This is a genomic window from Tamlana sp. I1 (assembly GCF_015355625.1).
In the GTDB taxonomy this organism is placed as follows: Bacteria; Bacteroidota; Bacteroidia; order Flavobacteriales; family Flavobacteriaceae; genus Pseudotamlana.
The window spans coordinates 93,050-112,613 of the sequence record NZ_JACLAF010000005.1 but is presented as its reverse complement, the minus strand read 5'-3'; the positions used below and the strand labels follow the sequence as shown (position 1 = coordinate 112,613).

At 34.7% G+C, this 19,564-nt stretch carries 22 protein-coding genes; 13 read left to right on the top strand and 9 right to left on the bottom strand.

Annotated elements, in window-relative coordinates:
* The first annotated feature begins 7 nt into the window (after positions 1-7).
* Positions 8-1,525 carry a NupC/NupG family nucleoside CNT transporter gene (locus H6X70_RS05725; RefSeq protein WP_194766709.1) on the top strand — a complete coding sequence of 506 codons (1,518 nt, stop codon included), beginning with the start codon at positions 8-10 and terminating at the stop codon, positions 1,523-1,525.
* 343 nt (positions 1,526-1,868) lie between these two features.
* Positions 1,869-2,693, top strand: a complete 825-nt coding sequence (locus H6X70_RS05720) for a thymidylate synthase (protein ID WP_194766708.1) — start codon at positions 1,869-1,871, stop codon at positions 2,691-2,693.
* Positions 2,694-2,757: 64 nt separating this feature from the next.
* On the opposite strand, the gene H6X70_RS05715 is transcribed toward H6X70_RS05720, so the two are convergent.
* Complete coding sequence (locus H6X70_RS05715) at positions 2,758-3,054, bottom strand: isoamylase early set domain-containing protein (protein ID WP_194766707.1); 297 nt, start codon at positions 3,052-3,054, stop codon at positions 2,758-2,760.
* 305 nt (positions 3,055-3,359) lie between these two features.
* Here H6X70_RS05715 and H6X70_RS05710 point away from each other — a divergent pair, with 305 nt between their 5' ends.
* The 6 genes from H6X70_RS05710 to lspA all read left to right on the top strand — a co-directional run bounded on the left by H6X70_RS05710 (position 3,360) and on the right by lspA (position 9,240).
* Positions 3,360-4,277 (top strand): dihydrofolate reductase, encoded by a 918-nt coding sequence (locus H6X70_RS05710; protein WP_194766706.1) that lies wholly within the window; start codon positions 3,360-3,362, stop codon positions 4,275-4,277.
* Positions 4,278-4,507: 230 nt separating this feature from the next.
* The gene (locus H6X70_RS05705) at positions 4,508-5,512 is read left to right on the top strand and encodes a sugar kinase (RefSeq protein WP_194766705.1); all 1,005 of its coding nucleotides are present in this window, start codon (positions 4,508-4,510) and stop codon (positions 5,510-5,512) included.
* Positions 5,513-5,664: 152 nt separating this feature from the next.
* The gene (locus H6X70_RS05700) at positions 5,665-7,221 is read left to right on the top strand and encodes an NAD(P)/FAD-dependent oxidoreductase (protein ID WP_194766704.1); all 1,557 of its coding nucleotides are present in this window, start codon (positions 5,665-5,667) and stop codon (positions 7,219-7,221) included.
* 12 nt (positions 7,222-7,233) lie between these two features.
* Positions 7,234-7,794: a sugar O-acetyltransferase gene (locus tag H6X70_RS05695; RefSeq protein WP_228530281.1), complete on the top strand. Its 561-nt coding sequence runs from the start codon at positions 7,234-7,236 to the stop codon at positions 7,792-7,794.
* Positions 7,795-7,836: 42 nt separating this feature from the next.
* Positions 7,837-8,730 carry an ACP S-malonyltransferase gene (fabD, locus tag H6X70_RS05690; protein ID WP_194766703.1) on the top strand — a complete coding sequence of 298 codons (894 nt, stop codon included), beginning with the start codon at positions 7,837-7,839 and terminating at the stop codon, positions 8,728-8,730.
* Positions 8,731-9,240, top strand: coding sequence for a signal peptidase II (gene lspA, locus H6X70_RS05685; protein WP_194766702.1), 510 nt, complete (start codon positions 8,731-8,733; stop codon positions 9,238-9,240). It begins immediately after the preceding gene.
* Between the two features lie 212 nt (positions 9,241-9,452).
* Here the strand turns inward: lspA and galE are convergent, their stop codons facing one another.
* Both galE and H6X70_RS05675 read right to left on the bottom strand, forming a co-directional pair.
* A complete protein-coding gene (gene galE, locus H6X70_RS05680; RefSeq protein ID WP_194766701.1) occupies positions 9,453-10,478 on the bottom strand; it encodes a UDP-glucose 4-epimerase GalE in 1,026 nt (341 codons plus the stop codon).
* Entirely contained in the window at positions 10,471-11,604 is a 1,134-nt protein-coding gene (locus tag H6X70_RS05675) for a DegT/DnrJ/EryC1/StrS family aminotransferase (RefSeq protein WP_194766700.1), read from the bottom strand. Before H6X70_RS05675 ends, galE begins: the two co-directional genes overlap by 8 nt.
* Positions 11,605-11,834: 230 nt before the next feature.
* Between H6X70_RS05675 and H6X70_RS05670 the strand changes: the two genes are divergently transcribed.
* The 4 genes from H6X70_RS05670 to H6X70_RS05655 all read left to right on the top strand — a co-directional run bounded on the left by H6X70_RS05670 (position 11,835) and on the right by H6X70_RS05655 (position 15,009).
* Positions 11,835-13,040, top strand: a complete 1,206-nt coding sequence (locus H6X70_RS05670) for a 3-deoxy-D-manno-octulosonic acid transferase (protein WP_194766699.1) — start codon at positions 11,835-11,837, stop codon at positions 13,038-13,040.
* Between the two features lie 52 nt (positions 13,041-13,092).
* The gene (locus H6X70_RS05665) at positions 13,093-13,377 is read left to right on the top strand and encodes a hypothetical protein (protein ID WP_194766698.1); all 285 of its coding nucleotides are present in this window, start codon (positions 13,093-13,095) and stop codon (positions 13,375-13,377) included.
* 221 nt (positions 13,378-13,598) lie between these two features.
* Entirely contained in the window at positions 13,599-14,033 is a 435-nt protein-coding gene (locus tag H6X70_RS05660) for a hypothetical protein (protein WP_194766697.1), read from the top strand.
* A 76-nt stretch (positions 14,034-14,109) separates the two neighbouring features.
* Positions 14,110-15,009 carry a metallophosphoesterase family protein gene (locus H6X70_RS05655; protein ID WP_194766696.1) on the top strand — a complete coding sequence of 300 codons (900 nt, stop codon included), beginning with the start codon at positions 14,110-14,112 and terminating at the stop codon, positions 15,007-15,009.
* Here H6X70_RS05655 and H6X70_RS05650 read toward each other — a convergent pair.
* From H6X70_RS05650 to H6X70_RS05640, 3 genes are all read right to left on the bottom strand, one after another.
* Positions 15,006-15,335 carry a 2Fe-2S iron-sulfur cluster-binding protein gene (locus H6X70_RS05650; protein WP_194766695.1) on the bottom strand — a complete coding sequence of 110 codons (330 nt, stop codon included), beginning with the start codon at positions 15,333-15,335 and terminating at the stop codon, positions 15,006-15,008. The genes H6X70_RS05655 and H6X70_RS05650 overlap by 4 nt on opposite strands.
* Positions 15,336-15,533: 198 nt before the next feature.
* Positions 15,534-15,776 (bottom strand): NifU family protein, encoded by a 243-nt coding sequence (locus H6X70_RS05645; protein ID WP_194766694.1) that lies wholly within the window; start codon positions 15,774-15,776, stop codon positions 15,534-15,536.
* Between the two features lie 3 nt (positions 15,777-15,779).
* Positions 15,780-16,916, bottom strand: coding sequence for an Mrp/NBP35 family ATP-binding protein (locus H6X70_RS05640; RefSeq protein ID WP_194766693.1), 1,137 nt, complete (start codon positions 16,914-16,916; stop codon positions 15,780-15,782).
* 445 nt (positions 16,917-17,361) lie between these two features.
* Between H6X70_RS05640 and H6X70_RS05635 the strand changes: the two genes are divergently transcribed.
* Positions 17,362-17,751, top strand: a complete 390-nt coding sequence (locus tag H6X70_RS05635) for a hypothetical protein (protein WP_194766692.1) — start codon at positions 17,362-17,364, stop codon at positions 17,749-17,751.
* Here the strand turns inward: H6X70_RS05635 and H6X70_RS05630 are convergent.
* The 3 genes from H6X70_RS05630 to trmB are packed head-to-tail and all read right to left on the bottom strand — an operon-like array spanning position 17,748 to position 19,393.
* A complete protein-coding gene (locus tag H6X70_RS05630; protein ID WP_194766691.1) occupies positions 17,748-18,086 on the bottom strand; it encodes an MGMT family protein in 339 nt (112 codons plus the stop codon). The two genes, H6X70_RS05635 and H6X70_RS05630, sit on opposite strands and share 4 nt — an antisense overlap.
* Positions 18,087-18,716, bottom strand: coding sequence for a LysE family translocator (locus tag H6X70_RS05625; protein ID WP_194766690.1), 630 nt, complete (start codon positions 18,714-18,716; stop codon positions 18,087-18,089).
* A gap of 2 nt (positions 18,717-18,718) precedes the next feature.
* Positions 18,719-19,393, bottom strand: a complete 675-nt coding sequence (gene trmB, locus H6X70_RS05620) for a tRNA (guanosine(46)-N7)-methyltransferase TrmB (RefSeq protein WP_194766689.1) — start codon at positions 19,391-19,393, stop codon at positions 18,719-18,721.
* Positions 19,394-19,564: the final 171 nt, after the last annotated feature.

Below are 19,564 nucleotides of genomic sequence, written 5' to 3'. Positions count from 1 at the left end.
TTAGACTATGAAAAAGTTGTTTTTGTTTGTTGCCGCAATATGTTTAGTATCATCATTAAATGCTATTGCCCAAGAAACAGAAACATTAGTCGTTGTAGATACCATTCAAAACACTTTAGTTTCAGACGCAACCAAAACAGTTGTTGAAGAAAAAATTATTGAAACACCTCTAGCAACTTCCGTTGCAAACGAAAAAACAACTGCCATAAATCCAAGCGAAGGCTTTTCATTTAACAGTTTATGGCGTGGTATTTTAGGGATGATTTCGCTAATTTTTGTTGCTTTTTTATTTAGTAGCAACCGCAAAGCCATACACTGGAAAACTGTAGGCATCGGGTTGGCTTTTCAGCTTATTATTGCTATTGGGGTTTTAGAAGTGCCCTTTGTTCAAAACACCTTTAAATATTTAGGTAAAGCCTTCAATAAAATTTTAACTTTTACCGAAGCAGGCACCGAATTTCTTTTCAGCTCATTCATTACAAACCAAATTGAAAGTCCGCTTATTAATTTTGCGGTTACTATTCTACCAACCATAATATTCTTCTCTGCCCTAACCTCTGTATTATTTTATTTGGGCGTTATTCAAAAAGTAGTGAAAGCCATGGCTTGGTTACTCTCCAAGTTATTAGGTATTTCTGGTGCTGAGAGTTTAAGTGTTGCTGGAAATATTTTTTTAGGCCAAACAGAAGCGCCGCTTATGATTAAAGCCTATCTAGAAAAGATGAATAAATCTGAAATGCTTTTGGTGATGATTGGCGGTATGGCTACCGTAGCCGGAGGCGTTTTAGCAGCATACATCCAGTTTTTAGGTGGCGATGATATGGTTTTAAGAGAATATTTTGCCAAACACTTATTGGCAGCATCGGTTATGGCAGCACCAGGAGCAATTGTGATTTCAAAAATATTGTATCCCCAAACTGAAACCGTAGATACCGAAGTAACCGTTTCCAAACAAAAAATTGGCGATAACATTTTAGATGCCATTGCAACAGGAACCACCGAAGGTTTTAAGCTCGCTGCCAATGTAGCAGCCATGCTTTTAGTTTTTGTGGCTTTTATTGCCATGATAAATTACGGTTTATTAAAACTAGGAACCATTGGAAATTTAAACCAATGGGTAAGCGAAAATTCACCGTATCAAGCCCTGTCTTTAGAAGCCATTTTAGGCACTGTTTTTTCACCTTTAATGTGGCTTATAGGCGTTGCCAAAGAAGACGTGATGATGATGGGGCAACTACTAGGTATTAAATTAGCTGCCAGCGAATTTGTTGGTTACATCCAACTGGCCGCATTAAAAGATACCGCAAATGTCGTGCATCTTAATTATGAGAAATCTGTAATAATGGCAACCTACATGCTTTGCGGTTTTGCAAATTTCGCATCTATTGGTATACAAATTGGAGGCATAGGCTCTTTAGCACCCGGACAAAGAAAAACATTATCGCAATTTGGCATGAAAGCCCTTATTGGCGGCACGATAGCTTCTTTAATTTCGGCAACTATTGCGGGAATGATTATTGGGTAACTCATTCCTTTGAAATCAGGAATATCATACTTTTTACAAAAAAAACAATCACCATAAATTTGCATTACAGTTTTCAAACTGAATTTCCTTTCCTATCAAATAAACCTGAAAGATCTAAGTAAATCATCCAAATTGCTTCGTCTAAAAACAGTTTAATTTAGCCCATTACGGTTATAGAATTCCATCTAAATAGCCATGGCGTTAATAACTTTTAACATCTAAGTTTGTTAAAATCTATTTAGAATCTTTCAATTTCCTTAAATTCGCCATTGCAGAATTTATTCAATTTTTTTACGGAATTTTTCACCTTTTAAGAGATTCCTGCCTACGCAGGAATAGGCCTATGAAACAATATCACGACTTAGTAAAACACGTTTTAGAAAACGGAAACGAAAAAGGAGATCGCACAGGAACAGGAACAAAAAGTGTTTTTGGTTATCAAATGCGTTTCGATTTAAGTGAAGGTTTCCCTATGGTAACTACTAAAAAACTACACTTAAAATCTATTATTTATGAATTGTTGTGGTTTTTAAATGGTGATACAAACACAAAATACCTTACGGAAAACGGGGTTAGAATTTGGAACGAGTGGGCCGATGAAAATGGCGACTTAGGACCTGTTTATGGCCACCAATGGCGCAATTGGAATGATGATGAAATTGATCAAATTAAAGAGATTGTAGACACTTTAAAAAACAACCCAAATAGCCGACGCATGCTTGTTTCGGCATGGAACCCTTCGGTTTTACCAGATACTTCAAAATCCTTTAGTGAAAATGTAGCCAACGGAAAAGCAGCATTACCACCCTGTCATGCCTTTTTTCAATTTTATGTGGCCAACGGAAAACTGTCTTGCCAACTTTACCAAAGAAGTGCCGACATCTTTTTAGGCGTACCTTTTAACATTGCATCTTATGCGCTTTTCACTATGATGATGGCTCAAGTTTGTGGTTATGAAGCAGGTGAATTTATTCACACTTTTGGCGATGCACATATTTATAGCAATCATTTTGAGCAGTTAGAGCTTCAACTTTCAAGGGATATTAGGCCACTACCAAAAATGCTTATAAATCCTGAAGTAAAAGATATTTTCAATTTTACTTTTGAAGATTTCACATTAGTAGATTACAATCCGCACCCACATATTAAAGGTGCTGTAGCGATATAAAAAAGCAGGCTGTTTAAAAATTTTAAACAGCCTGCTTTATTTCAATTTATATCGAAATAGTGTCCTATAAATTTAAAACACTATTTTCTGCGCCTGCATAATCACTCCAAGCGTATGCATCGGCAGCTTCATCGTTTACATAAACGCCATCAACTAGATATTTAAATTCATAAGAATTTCCTGTTTCTAAATCTACTGTCCCCTTAAACGTACCGTTCTTCAACTTTTTCAAGACTGCTTTTTTACCGTTCCAATCATTAAAAGTTCCTACAACAGATACTTTTTTAGCATCCTCTGCTTCTATAGCAAAAGTGACTTTACATACTGGTTTTGTCTTTAAGAATTGTTTTTTAATAGCCATAATTCAATTTTATTTACTGTGTTGTTGTGCAACAAATTTATTAAAGAATTTCCAACAATCGGCCATCCAACTAACCTACAATGAAATAATTATCATTTTGTTAATTTCAGAAGAAAAAAAATAATGCCTACAAAATATTTAAACCATAATTTTATGGTATTAGTAATAAAAACAGATGCTTATATATTGATTTTCAACAGCTTTTACCAAACAACTCCTGTTTTTACAGAAATGACTTTAGCATCTAATTAAACATTTCAATCTCCATAAAAAATCTTTAACTTTACAATCGATATTTTACACCTATGTTCGGAAAAAAGAAAAACATTCCAGAGATTGATAAAGAGCAATTAGAGCTTATTAAAAATGCACAAAAACGCATTAAACAAAAAAAGAGACTATACTTTCATTTTGTCTTATTTTTAATAGGAGGTGCTTTTTTAATTCTTGCGAATACGGTTTTAGGGTTCGGACAGGAATTCACCATTTTAGGACAAGAATGGTTTGTGCTTGCTATTTTAATCTGGTTATTCTTTCTAGTTTACCACATTTTTAACGTGTATGTTACCCATAAATTCATGGGGAAAGATTGGGAGAAAAAGCAATTAGAAAAGCTTGTTGACAAACAAAAAAAACGCATCGAAAAGTTAAACGCTAGCTTACCTAAAGAAGAAGAAAAAATCGCTCCTATTCAAACTCAGGAAGTTTTAATGGAAAACACCCAAAAGCCAAAACAAGAACTGACTATTATTGTCGCTGCCGCGGAAAACGATGCCATTGGAAAAGACAATAAATTAATTTGGCATTTAAGTGACGATTTAAAGCGTTTTAAAGCCTTAACTAACGGGCACCATATTATTATGGGCCGTAAAACTTTTGAAAGTTTTCCTAAACCTTTACCAAATAGAACTCATGTTGTGATTACTAGACAACAGGATTACAAAACTCCTGAAGGTGTTATTGTGGTTAACAATCTAGATGATGCTATTGATGCCTGCAAAAACGATCCACAGCCTTACATTATTGGTGGTGGTGAAATTTATAAACAAGCTTTACCAATAGTTGATAAAATTGAAATCACTCGAGTTCACGATCATTTTGAAGCAGACACTTATTTCCCTAAAATTGATCACTCAATTTGGAAAGAAGCTAGCAATACATTTCATAAGAAAGACGAAAAAAACGACCACGAGTTTTCGTTTATAACTTATATAAGAAAGTAATCAAAGTATATCAAAAACAAATTTAAAGATTACTAGTTTCTATGCTTATCGCTACTAAAAAATCATATTAAATTACAAGCGTTGTTTCAGAAGCAGACTTAAAAAACAGCTTCACAACACGGTTTTCACTAATAAAATTGTATTTTTCAGTTCACATTCACATAATTTCAAAAATTAAAGAACCTTAACCAGCATACGGTTTAAGAGAACTAAAATAATACAATTAAAATATGGCTAAAAAATTAGTAACATTTGGTGAAGTCATGATGCGCTTATCACCACCTGGATATTTAAAATTTTCACAAGCAAACTCTTTCGATCTAGTTTACGGCGGCGGCGAAGCAAATGTTGCTATTTCATGCGCTTATCTTGGCATGAAAGCAGCACACATGACCCGTTTTCCCGACACCGCTTTAGGAAAAGCAGCCACTCAGTTTTTACGTAAAAACTGGCTAAGTACCGATCAAATTATTTATGGCGACAATAAATTAGGGATGTACTTCCTAGAACGAGGTGCGGTACACCGACCAAGCGTGGTTGTTTATGAAAGAGAAGATTCGGCGTTTTCAAAAATACAACCCGAAATGATTGACTGGGAAGATGTTTTAAAAGATGCCGATTGGTTTCATTGGACAGGCATTACCCCTGCCATTTCTGAAGGTGCTGCCTTATGTTGTTTAGAAGCTATTAAAAAAGCAAACAAAATGGGCATTACCGTGTCTGGCGATATTAATTCGCGAAAAAACATGTGGAAATATGGTAAAACCATGCAGGAAGTTATCCCGACTCTAGTTGAACACTGTGATATTGTTATTACTAGTCCGCGAGGCATTAATGAAATGTTTGGACTTGGTGAAGCGGGTGGTAAATTTAAAGATTCTGCTTCCCTATTAATGGATGCTTTTCCTAGAATTAAAAAGGTTGTAGGTAAAAAAAGAAAATCTATTAGTGCTTCCGAACAAGCCATTCAAGGACGATTCTGGACAGGAAAAGAATATATTAAAACAGAAACCCTAAACATTTCTCACGTTATCGACCGTGTTGGTACAGGCGATGCATTTGCTGCTGGCTTAATTTACGGCCTACTGCATTACGAAGATGAAATACAAGCATTAAATTTTGCCACTGCTGCTTGCGCTTTAAAACATACCGTTATTGGCGATGTTAATATGGTTTCTTTAGAAAACATAACCAGTTTAATGGGTGGAAATACATCAGGAGCATTAAAAAGGTAACTTCGTATAATAGTATAATCCAATTATAAAATGAAAGTCCGAGATAATCACTTGGACTTTTTTTATGCTCCATTTTTAAAACACACCATTATAAATTAATCTGCAATTCATCATTTTTAAAATCACAATACTATTTTCATTAATTTCGCAGCATGGTAAAAGAAATTCAACTTCGGATTACACTAAAAGAAGAAGAGCGCAGTGATATTTTAGTCTTAAAATCGGCTTTAAAACTAGACATTGATAAAGCAGATATTACAGGCGTAAAAGTGCTTCGAAAATCTATTGATGCTCGAAAACCTAAGATTATTTTCAATTACAAAGTCGCTGTTTATATTCGAGAAGCTTTACCTAAAACTTCCGAATACCAGTTTGATTATAAAGATGTTTCAAAAGCTAAGCCTGTACACATTATTGGTTTTGGACCAGCAGGCATGTATGCAGCTTTACGTTGTATAGAACTTGGCTTTAAACCTATAGTTTTAGAACGCGGAAAAAATGTACAAGACCGTCGTAGAGATTTAAGAGCCATAAACCAAGACCATTTCGTGAATGAAGATTCCAACTATTGCTTTGGAGAAGGAGGCGCAGGAACCTATAGCGATGGTAAATTATACACGCGAAGCTTAAAACGAGGTGATGTAAGACGTATTTTTGAAAATCTTGTTTTTCATGGCGCTACCGACCAAATTTTAATTGATGCCCACCCGCATATTGGCACAAACAAACTGCCTAAGGTGGTTCAAAACATTCGTGAAACCATTTTAAAATACGGTGGCGAAATTCATTTTGAAACCCGAGTAACTGATTTTAAAATTACCAATAATAAAATAAAAGCCATTCTGCTTCAAAACGGAAATGAAATGGCTGTAGACAAAGTTATTTTAGCTACAGGACATTCTGCAAGAGATATTTTTTATCTCCTACACGGCAAAGAAATCGCTCTTGAAGCCAAATCGTTTGCTATGGGCGTTCGCGTAGAACATCCGCAACATATTATCGACGCCATACAATACCACTGCTCGGGAGAAAGAAGTGAATTACTACCCGCAGCATCTTACGGCTTGGTACAACAAGTAAATAACCGCGGTGTCTATTCTTTTTGCATGTGCCCAGGCGGCTTTATAGTGCCTGCTGCCACAGCCAATGGCGAAGTGGTTGTAAATGGCATGTCGCCTTCAAAACGAAATAATTTATTTGCAAATTCCGGGATTGTTGTTGAAATAAATGCTGAAACCGATTTGGCTAAATATGAAAAATTTGGTGTTTTAAAAGGTTTAGAATATCAGAAAAATTTAGAACGCTTGGCTTTTACCGCAGGCGGAAGAACTCAAGTTGCTCCAGCACAACGCTTAACCGATTTTGTTGAAGGTAAATTGTCTAACACGCTGAATGATTGTTCATACCAACCCGGATTAAATTCTGCACCACTTCATTCGTTATTGCCAAAATTTATAGGCGGACGATTAAGAAAAGGTTTTGAAGCATTCGGACAAAAAATGAAGGGTTATTATACTGCCGAAGCGAATATCGTGGGTGTAGAATCGAGAACCTCATCCCCTGTTTCCATTCCAAGAACTGAAACTTTAGAACATCCTCAAATTTCAAACTTATACCCTTGTGGCGAAGGCGGTGGCTATGCAGGAGGAATTGTTTCGGCTGCTATGGATGGTGAACGTTGCGCTGAAGCTGCCATTGCTGGACTTTAAAGTATTTGAATTATGACTGAAAAAGAAAAAATGTTGGCTGGAGAACTTTACGCTCCTACCGATCCTGATTTAGTAAAAGAGCGTCATGCCGTAAGGTTACTGTTTCATGAATTTAATAGCTTGAGTGAAAAAGACTTAGAAAGACGCCAAAAAGTTTTATATAAAATTATTCCTGATGCTGGTGAAAATTTATTTATTGAACCACCCTTTCACTGCGATTATGGTAGCAATATTAAAGCAGGCAAAAACCTATTTATGAATTTTAGTTGCTGCATCTTAGATGTTGCTGAAGTCACCATTGGAGACAACTGCATGTTTGGGCCTCATGTACAAATATACACCGCTACGCATCCTTTAGAATTTAAAGCTAGAAACAGCGGCAAAGAATATGCAAAACCGATTACCATTGGCGATAATGTTTGGATTGGTGGCAACGCTACCATTTGCCCAGGTGTTAGTTTAGGAAATAATGTAGTCGTTGGATCTGGCGCTGTTGTTACCAAGAGTTTCCCAGACAATGTGGTGATTGCAGGAAACCCTGCTAAAATTATTAAAACCATAGATAACAGCTAAATTTATAATTCTTATTTTTGCAGCACTAAAAAAACAAATACAATGAACGCATATATTTTCCCTGGTCAAGGCGCACAATTTTCAGGAATGGGCTTAGACCTTTACGAAAACTCAACTTTAGCACAACAATTATTCGAACAAGCAAATTCAATTTTAGGTTTCAATATTACCGACACCATGTTTGAAGGTACTGCTGAAGCTTTAAAAGAGACCAAAGTAACTCAACCAGCTATATTTTTACATTCGGTTATTTTAGCTAAAACTTTAGGTGATAGTTTTAAACCCGATATGGTTGCTGGACATTCTTTAGGTGAATTTTCAGCCTTGGTTGCAAACGGCGCTTTAAATTTTGAAGACGGCTTAAAACTTGTTTCTCAGCGCGCTTTAGCCATGCAAAAAGCTTGCGAATTACAACCAAGCACCATGGCTGCAGTTTTAGGTTTAGAGGATGCTATTGTTGAAAAAATATGTAAACAAACCGAAGGTGTTGTTGTTGCTGCAAATTACAACTGCCCAGGACAATTGGTTATTTCTGGTGAAATTGAAGCGATTAACAAAGCATGCGAATCGTTAAAAGATGCAGGTGCAAAACGCGCTTTAGTACTCCCTGTTGGTGGCGCTTTTCACTCGCCTTTAATGGAACCAGCGCGTGAAGAATTAGCTGCCGCTATTGAAAACACAACCTTTAGCAAACCAAATTGCCCTATTTATCAAAATGTTACTGCAAATGCTGTTATTAATGAATCGGAAATAAAAGCAAACTTAATTTCGCAATTAACAGCTCCTGTACGTTGGACACAATCTGTACAACAAATGGTTGCAGATGGTGCCACTTTATTTACTGAAGTTGGTCCTGGAAAAGTTTTACAAGGTTTAGTTAAAAAAATAAACAGAGCTTCTGAAACAGTTTCTGCAACTTTTGAAACCAACAGCTAAATGAAACTTACCAAACGCTCCATCTACATTTATTTAGTCATTATTTTAAGTATTGCTGCCGATCAGATTTCTAAAATTATTGTTCGAGCGAACATTATTGGAAGAACCGATGTGCATCCTGGCGAACGCATTCCTTTAATTGGAGACTATTTCATTTTAATGAATGTTGAAAATACAGGCGCGTTTCTTGGTATGGGCAGCGATTTAAATCCAACGTTGCGACTTATCTTTTTATTAATACTTCCTATTCTGGTTTTAGGCTTTGTATTACGTCATATTTTAAAGGACAAAACCCTAGACAATTGGTCTTTATTCGCCTTTGCAAGTATTATTGGCGGCGGTATTGCGAATGTTTACGATAGAATTGTTTACGGTTCGGTAACCGACTTTTTATATATTGATTTAGGCGGTATTTTTAGAACAGGTATTTTCAACTTGGCTGACATGTCGGTAACAGCAGGCATGATTATTTTGCTTTTTGTAAGTTTTAAAAAGAAAAAAACGGCATAATCATACTTCAAATTATTGGCTTTACTTAAAAATTTTATATTACTCATAATTAAATTTTTACAATAAAATAAAGACCCTTCAGTTTTTTAAAACCTGAAGGGTCTTTTTATATAAATTCTACAAAATGAATTAAACCGTGGAAATATAATATTCAAAAAACAAAAAAGGGTTGCCAAATTTAGCAACCCTTTTTTATACTTAAATCTTATTATTTATTCTGAAGCTCTTACTTTCTGCTCCCATTTCCAAGCAGAACGCATCGCGTCATCTAAAGATAATTTTGTTTTCCAACCCAATTCATTATTGGCCTTGTTGGTATCGGCGTAAGCTGAAATAATATCACCTTCTCTTCGGCCTACAATTTTATAATTAAGTTTCTTTCCTGAAACTTTTTCAAATGAATTCACAACTTCTAAAACAGAACTTCCTTTACCTGTTCCTAAGTTAAAAGTTTCGTAATTTGATTTATTCTTGTTTTTAAGTAAGCGACCAAGTGCTACAACGTGAGCTTTTGCTAAATCGACTACATGAATATAATCTCTAATACAAGTTCCATCTGGTGTTGGATAATCATCTCCAAAAACAGATAATTCATCACGTAAACCAATAGCGGTTTGCGTAATAAATGGCACTAAATTTTGAGGTACTCCAATTGGTAATTCGCCAATTTCGGTAGACTCATGTGCACCAACAGGGTTAAAATAACGTAAAGCGATGGCTTTTAATGTTGGCACGACTTTACATGTATCTTTTATAATCTCCTCTCCTATTTGTTTGGTGTTTCCGTAAGGTGACTCAGCTTGTTTTACAGGTGCATTTTCTGTAATTGGCAATTCATCGGCTTGACCGTAAACCGTACAAGACGAGCTAAAAATAAAGGCTGCAGATGGTAGTTTTTTTAGTTCTTTTAAAATATAGACTAAAGTTCCAATATTGTTTTCGTAATACAATAAAGGTTCTTTGACACTTTCGCCAACAGCTTTGCTGGCTGCAAAATGGATAACACCTTTTATATCGTTATGCTTTGCGAAAAATGCTTCAACACCTGATTTATCTTTTAAATCTAATTTTTCAAAAATTGGTGTTTTTCCTGTAATGGCAGTAATGCCGTCTAAAACCTTTTCTGAAGAATTTGATAAATCATCAATAATGACGACTTCATACCCTTCATTTTGTAATTCCACTACGGTGTGAGATCCTATAAACCCTAAGCCACCAGTAACTAGTATTTTATCCATTAATAAAGTTTGTAATTGTTGTAGTTATATATTCAATTTGTTCGTTGTCTAATTCGGTATGCATGGGCAATGAAATCACTTCTTTCACCAACTGATTGGTAACTTCAAAATCTGCTTCATTATATCGCTCATCCAAGTATGCCTTTTGTCTATGTAGCGGAATCGGGTAATACACACCACAAGGAATGTCGTTTTCATTTAAATGCTTCACTAGAGCATCGCGATCTACACCATTAATTTTCAAAGTATATTGATGAAACACATGATTGTCTTCAGTGCCGTATCTATAAGGCGTTTCAATTTTATCATGATTTTTAAAAGCAGCATCATACTTATTCGCAGCTTCAATACGCCTTTTATTATAAGCATCTAAAAGCGGTAATTTAGCATCTAAAACCGCTGCTTGAATACTATCTAATCGCGAATTCACACCAACTACATCATGATGGTAACGCTCGTACATTCCATGATTTACAATACCACGAATGGTATGCGCTAAAGCATCATCGTTAGTAAAAATTGCTCCACCATCTCCATAACATCCTAAGTTTTTAGAAGGAAAAAATGATGTTGCTCCTACATGACCAATAGTTCCAGCTTTCACTTTTGTACCATCTTTATAAGTGTAATTTGCACCAATAGCCTGGGCGTTATCTTCAATTACAAATAAATTATGCGCTTTGGCAATCTCCATAATAGCTTCCATATTAGCACATTGCCCAAATAAATGCACAGGAACAATCGCTTTTGTTTTAGGCGTAATTGCTTTTTTTATGGCATCTATATTTATATTGAAATCATCTGGATTTACATCTACCAAAACCGGGGTTAATTGCAATAACGCGATAACTTCAACAGTTGCAGCAAATGTAAAATCGGCTGTAATTACTTCGTCGCCTGGTTTTAAACCTAAGCCCATCATGGCAATTTGCAAAGCATCGGTACCATTTGCACATGGTATAACATGTTTTACCTCTAAATATTGTTCTAAATGCTTTTGAAAATCGTGAACTTTAGGACCGTTTATAAATGCTGTGGTTTCAATAACCTCTTGAATGGAAGGATTAACGACGTCTTTAATCTCATTGTACTGACCTTTAAGGTCTACCATTTGAATTTTTTTCATCTAAAAAAGATTAAAGTCTGCTAAATTTAAGCTTAGCGAAGACTAATTTTAATGAAAACCCAAAGCGGGTTTGCGAAGTAACAAATTTACAAAAATGATTGCCGTTTACCAATCAAACCTATGCGAATAATCTTAACCTAAATGCTTTAAATTTTAAATATAATCGGCGTATTTTAGCATAAAGAAAAAGAGTGAGTTTTATTTATAACATAGGCATACAACTAACTAGGATGGCTTTAAGCCTAGGCGCGTTGTTTAATGATAAACTTAAAAAAGGGGTTGAAGGTAGAAAAAACACCTTTAAAATTTTAGAAGAAAATTTAAAACCTTCCGATAAAACACTTTGGTTTCACTGTGCTTCTTTAGGCGAATACGAACAAGGCCTTCCTGTTTTTCAAGCTTTACGCTCACATTATAAAAACCATAAAATTGTGCTTAGTTTCTTTTCACCTTCGGGTTACGAAATTAGAAAAAACACACCTATTGCCGATGTGGTGGTTTACCTTCCGCTAGATACCAACAAAAATGCCAAACGCTTTTTAAACCTTGTAAATCCTGAACTTAGCATTTTTGTTAAATATGATATTTGGCCCAATATTTTAAATGAATTAAAACGAAGAAAAGGTCGTGCCATTTTAATTTCGGCAGCCTTTAGAAAAAACCAATCGTATTTTAAATTTTATGGCACAAGCCTAAGACGTGCTTTATTTGCTTTCGAACATATTTTCACTCAAAATGAAGCTTCAAAAACCTTACTAAAATCTATCAATTACAATAATGTAACAGTTTCTGGCGACACGCGTTACGACCGTGTTTCAAGTCAGTTAAACATTGATAATACTTTAGATTTTATTGAAGCATTTAAAAACAACAAACTCTGCATTGTTGCAGGTAGTACATGGCCTGAAGGCGAAACTCTTCTTATAAATTACATTAATAAAAACGCTTCAAAAGATGTGAAATTTATTATTGCACCGCATAATATAAAAGCCACTCAAATAAAAAATATACAAAACCAAATTAGTTCTAAAACCGTATTATTTTCCGAAAAGGAAAACAAACCCTTAGCCGAATCCAAAGTTTTCATAGTGGATACCATTGGCATTCTAAGCAAAATTTACAACTATGCCGATATTGCTTATGTAGGTGGCGCTTTAGGGAGCACAGGGCTTCACAACACTTTAGAACCTGCTGTTTTTGGTATTCCTATTATTATTGGAAATCGTTACGATAAATTCCCAGAAGCCTCGGCGTTGATTGAAAACGGTGGCATGTTTTCAATTTCAAATCAAAATGAATTCGATTCCATTCTAAATGAATTGATTGAGAATAGCGATAAACGCATGACTGCGGGCAGTAAAAATGAAGCCTTCATTAAAAAAAACAAAGGTGCCGTAGTCCAAATCTTAAATTATCTACGTATATTAATGAGTTAATTATGTAATTTTAATTAATACATCATTCAATACCAAACAAAAACCAAAAACAATGAAAAATTTAGTATTAAGTGCCTTGGCTATGGTCATTTTAAGTTTCGGCTTTACATCATGTAGAGATAGTAAAAAAGCAGACTCTGTTGAAGAAGCCATTGAAAACACAGCTGACAAAGCAGGAAAAGCCGTTGAAGACGCTGTTGATGCTACAGGTGAAGCTCTAGAAAACGCCGCAGATGCTACCGGAGAAGCCATTGAAAATGCAGCCGATGCAACTGAAGAGGCTATAGATGATGCTTCTAAAAAAGTAAAAAAAGAAGTTGATAAAATTGAAAATTAAATACCATTTTAATTTATTCTTTAAAACAGTATGACTACTAATTTTAAATATGAAAATCGTGTTTTTTCATAAAAAAAGGAATAAAAAACACGTAAACTCCTATATAAATAGTCATTTCACCTCAAAATCATTAAAAATTTTAACAACAGAGTAAAATCTATCAAAAAGTTGTTAAATTCGTACTTAACTAATAATCAATTAACACTAAAAATCAAACATTCATGAAAAAATCAATTTTAAGCACTTTAGCTATGGTTGCCTTACTTATCTCTTTCACATCTTGTAAAGACAAAGCAAAAGAATCTGATGCTACTCCAACAGAAGATGTTATTGTTGAAGAGGTTATTGTAGAAGAAGTTGATGCTGATGACACTGCAGATGATACTGAAGTAATTGAAGTTACTGAAGAAGATGTTGTAGCTACTGAAAGCGCATCTACATCTAGCAGCCATGCTTCATCTAAAGAAGAAGGATCGGATGTAATTCCTAAAGATGACGAAACTGTTGTTGTATCTTACACATACAAAGTTATGGGGAAAGAAGTATCTGGATCTAAAACTTTTATGGGACACCAAAAAGAAGTTGAAGCAGCTGTAAAAAAACTTTCTGATTCACTTAAAAGAGTTGATCCAAACATCGTTATTACTACAAAATAAGAATATACTTATATTTTGTTTAAGCATTAAAAAGCTCCTTTAAAAAGGGGCTTTTTTTGTTTACATTTACGCTATTATGTTTTCATCTACAAAACGACTCGATCAAGCTTATAAAAATGCTAAAATCATTGATTTTGATGATAGCTGTAAGTTTATACTCTTTAGTGATTGCCATCGTGGCGATAATAGTTTTGCCGACGATTTTGCGAACAACCGTAACATTTACTTTCATGCTTTAAAACACTATCTAAAAGAAGGTTTTGCTTATTGTGAGCTTGGTGACGGTGATGAACTTTGGGAGAACCTATCTTTTGAGTCGATTTTTAACGCTCATAAAAACATCTATTTGCTTTTAAAGGTGTTTCATGTAAACAACAAATTGCATATGATTTGGGGCAACCACGACATGGTGTACAGAGATGATGAATATGTAAAAAAGCATTTGTCTACTTATTTCGATCATCAAACAGGAGAAGAAGTCCCTTTATTTAAAGACCTCAAATACCATGAAGGCCTTGTATTAAAACATAAAACTAGTGGGCAAGAACTATTTTTAACACACGGCCATCAAGCCGATTCTTGGAATTTTTTATTCTGGAAATGGAGTCGGTTTTTAGTACGTATTCTATGGAAACCTTTAAATATTATGGGGATCTCAGACCCTACAAGTCCTGCAAAAAACTACAAGGAACTTATTAAAATAGAACGTCGAACAAAAAAATGGATTATTAACAACAATAATTTATTTACTATTGTAGGACATACTCACAGACCACGCTTTCCTAATCCTGGCGAAATTGCTTATTTTAATGATGGATGCTGCGTGCACCCACGAAGTATTACAGGTTTAGAAATAGAAAATGGTGCGATTTCCTTAATTAAATGGCTAATTGCCACGAAAGAAGATGGTACATTACAAATAGTACGCGTACTCTTAGAAGGCCCTCGTAAACTTATTGATTACAAAACCAATTAACTCTCTGGAGCCAATTCTACTTCAAGACCTTCCATATCGGGAGTCATTTGTATTTGGCATCCTAAACGGCTATTGTCTTTAACATCAAAAGCTTCAGATAGCATCGCTTCTTCATCATCGCCCATGTCTGGCAAAACCGTGTCACTAATCACATAACATTGACATGAGGCACACATAGCCATTCCGCCGCAAACACCGATAGTTCCTTCTGGAGCAAGCTCGTACGATCTTACCACTTCCATAAGATTCATGCCCATATCTGTTGGTGCTACAATTTCGTGAGTTACACCGTCTCTATCTGTGATTTTGATATTAATATCTTCCATTACTTGATTTTTGTTCGCTTAAAAAGCAGATCTTTATTCGAGACACAAATTTAAGTGAAGTGTCTATATTTTATGCTGTTTTACGGTATAAATTGAAAAAAGTTTCAAAAAAATATCAGATTTTTAAAATTCTATATTTTTTTGAAACCTTTTGCATTGAAACAATAATTTAATTAAAACTTTAATAGTTCATCTAAATTATTCTTCAACATTAATAACTTGCTCAATTTGAGGTGCATATTTTTTAATAGTCATTTCAACACCAGATTTTAGTGTCATTTGATTCACACTACAACCTACGCAAGCTCCTTTTAACTGTACTTTTACCACATTATCATCTTCAATAGATAACAATGAAATATCGCCGCCATCACTTTGTAAAAAAGGGCGAATTTCCTCAAGGGCTTTTTCAACGTTTATTTTTAATTCTTCTGATGTCATATCTTATTTTTTAACCGCTGCACAACCAGCCATTGTTGTAATTTTAATAGCTTCTGTAGGCGGTAAATCATCATTTCTTTTCACCACTTCTTGAACCACATTTTGAGTTAATTTCTCAAAAGCTTTTTCTAACGGAGTTCCTGTTTGTAAAGCTGCCGGACGACCAAAATCACCCGCTTCTCTAATACTTTGCACTAAAGGTATTTCGCCTAAAAATGGCACATGTAAATCTAAAGCTAAGTTTTTAGCGCCTTCTTTTCCAAATATAAAATACTTGTTATCAGGCAATTCAGCAGGCGTAAAATAAGCCATATTTTCGATTAATCCAATAACAGGCACGTTTATACTTTCTTGCTGAAACATAGCCACACCTTTTCTAGCATCGGCTAAAGCCACATTTTGAGGCGTACTTACAATAACAGCCCCTGTTATAGGTAGCGATTGCATGATACTTAAGTGAATATCGCCAGTTCCAGGAGGAAGATCTAGTAATAAGAAATCCAATTCGCCCCAATGTGCATCAAAAATCATTTGATTTAAGGCTTTGGCAGCCATAGGCCCTCTCCAAACTACCGCTTGATTTGGCTGTGTAAAAAACCCAATAGATAAGACTTTTACGCCGTAATTCTCGATTGGTTTCATTTTAGATTTCCCTTCAATGGTAACCGCTAAAGGTTTTTCGGCAACCACATCGAACATGATTGGAATTGATGGCCCATAAATATCGGCATCTAAAACACCAACTTTAAAGCCCATTTTTGCTAAGGAAACGGCTAAATTTGCAGTTACCGTAGATTTCCCTACGCCGCCTTTTCCAGAGGCTACAGCCACTATATTTTTAATTCCAGGAACCGCTTTACCTTTTATTACATTAGGTTTTGATTTTTCGGGAGCATCAACTTTTACATTAACTGTAATTTTTGCTTTTTCGTAAACCTGCTCGTGGATGGTTTTTAAAATATCAACTTCAGTACGTTTTTTAGCTTGTAAACTTGGGTTTTTAATAGTGATTTCTACCACTACTTCATCACCAAAAACAACTACGTTTTTAACCGCTCCGCTTTCTACCATATTTTGTCCTTCACCAGGAACTGTAATGCTTTCAAGAGCGTTTAAAATATCTTTCTTATTCAGCTTCATTTATTCAAATTAAATCTAAAGACAAAGATAATTAATAAAGCTGTAACATGGAAGTTACTCTATAGAAGTTTTGTTTATAATTAACTTTCATTTAAGGATGTAGCGCTAGTCTATTTTATGTTATACTTCATTTATTCAGAAGAAAATAAAGTGTTTAAAACATACCAAACCTGTAATAAATTAATAATTTGAAGGCATAAAAAACCCCAATTTAATAATTTCAAGGATGATAAAGTACGTTCATCTTAGTTATCGTGATTTTAACGAAGCCATAACACACTTGTTTCTAGAATTTTGTATATTGGTAATGATCAAATTAGTGTAATGACTACAAATTGCCAAATGATCCCAATCGCATTTTGGCGTAATTATTACCAAAATAGGCTTTAAGACCTAAGACACCTACATAATTTCACGAATTTTAATATGACTAATTATGTTTAAGATGTTTAACTTTGACAGTGAGGCTACGCGCGAGGATTGTAAATTCATAATTGATATTATAAAGAATTATTCGGAAGATAAAGCCATTAAAAAATTAATTTCTCCTATTTCTGATGAATATTATTTATTAGATGAAAAAAACCAAGTTTCAATTTGTATTGCCGATGATGAAATAATACTTGCAAACCACATTTATTTATACAAAAAGTCCTTCAATTTAGCGTTTACTAGCGATCTTAAAAAGATTATTAAAAAGCAAATGGAAAGCGAAATGCAGGAGCTGAAAAAAACGCTCTTTAAGAACGAAATTAATTTACTAGATAAGATTTTGAATCTTTCGGCTAGGAAGAAAAAACCGCTTACTATCACACCGAATTTAAAATCGAGCTAAAACTTTTGTAATGCTATCGAAGGATCCCAAAATACGGTTTCAAAATTCTGAATTTGGTTCTCTAAAACCAAGACACCTTCATTTTCAAGAAGCTGTTGCATTAAGTTTGTACCCTCAAAATGATGCTTCCCCGTTAGTAAACCTTTACGGTTTACAACACGGTGCGCAGGCACGTCTTTGCCATGCGCATTATTCATGGCATAGCCAACCATCCTGGCACTTCTTGCAGCGCCTAAATATTTCGCAATAGCGCCGTAACTGGTTACTCGACCATACGGAATTTGCTTTACCACACCATAAACTTTATCAAAAAAATTAAGTGTTTCCGGCTTCATTTAGTCTTTAAAAATGATGTTTATTAAGGTGATAATAGCGATAATTAACGTAATCCCCCCAATAATACGATTCATGTTTTTTTGAGAGGTTAGGGTTTTGCTGTGTATTTTTTCAAAAAAGAAAACATACAAATATAACACCACAAAAGTCCCCATAACAGATCCGGCTACATAAGAAATAATGTCTAGTCTTTCAAAAGTCATCCATCCATAAGACGCTAACATAATCGTGATATATCCCTGATAAGGAATCGGGAACACATTTAATGCAGACAATAAAATACCTTGAAAAAAGCGGCTGTGCTTGCTTCTAATTTTAGGCTCAACTTGTTTAGGTTGCTTAGACTTTGCAATAAATAAAAAGTAAATGGTAATTAAAATAAATATAACTACAGCAACGCGACGCAAGACATCGACTACCTCTGGGTGCTGACTTAAATAACTAGCAAAAATAGCCGCTAAGTAGGTTTGTGCTACAACCACGGCACAGGCGCCAATTGAAAACATGAGACCACGCACATGACCTTCTTTTAGGCTAATTTTTGCAGCCGTCATATTTAACAAACCTGGAGGAATAACGCCTAGAAATGCGAAAACAAACCCTAATAAAAAGACAATGGTTATCTCCACAGTTATTTAATTTTAAACTTAATGTAGGTAATCGGTTTGTTTTGTTCTAAATACTGCGACTCGTAAAACGTTTGAATAGCGGTTACCTCTTCTGGGCTCCCCTCTTGCTTGTACACGTTATGGTTTGCATAAAGCACTTCATGTCCTGCGCCATGTAATAAACCCAAAGTATAACCATGCATAAATTCGCTATCCGTTTTTAGGTTTACAACACCATCAGGTTTTAATATTTTTTTATAGCGTTCTAAAAACTGTGCATTCGTCATACGGTGTTTAGTGCGCTTATATTTAATTTGTGGGTCTGGAAAAGTAATCCAAATTTCATCAACTTCACCTTCTGCGAAAGCGTGATCAATCAATTCAATTTGTGTGCGTAAAAAAGCTACATTAGGAATATTTTCTTCAATAGCGGTTTTAGCACCACGCCAAAAACGAGCCCCTTTTATATCGACACCAATAAAATTTTTATTTGGATATTTTTGAGCCAGAGCAACGGAATACTCTCCTTTTCCGCAACCTAATTCTAAAACTAACGGATTGTCATTTTTAAAAACTTCGGTACGCCAGTGGCCTTTTAATTTGAATTTAGAACCTACAAGCTCGTCTCTACTTGGTTGAATTACGTTTGAAAATGTTTCGTTTTCTCTAAATCGTCTAAGTTTATTTTTACTTCCCAACTCTGTTTACTATTTATAATTATTTAATTTCACGACTGTTTCAAACATAAAAACAAGACCGAGATAAGCTATTTTAAAACAACGAATTAACAATTAATTAGTGTTTAAAATAGATTTGGTAAAATTAAGGAAATATACATGAGCATTAATACACTTATCTTTGATTTTATT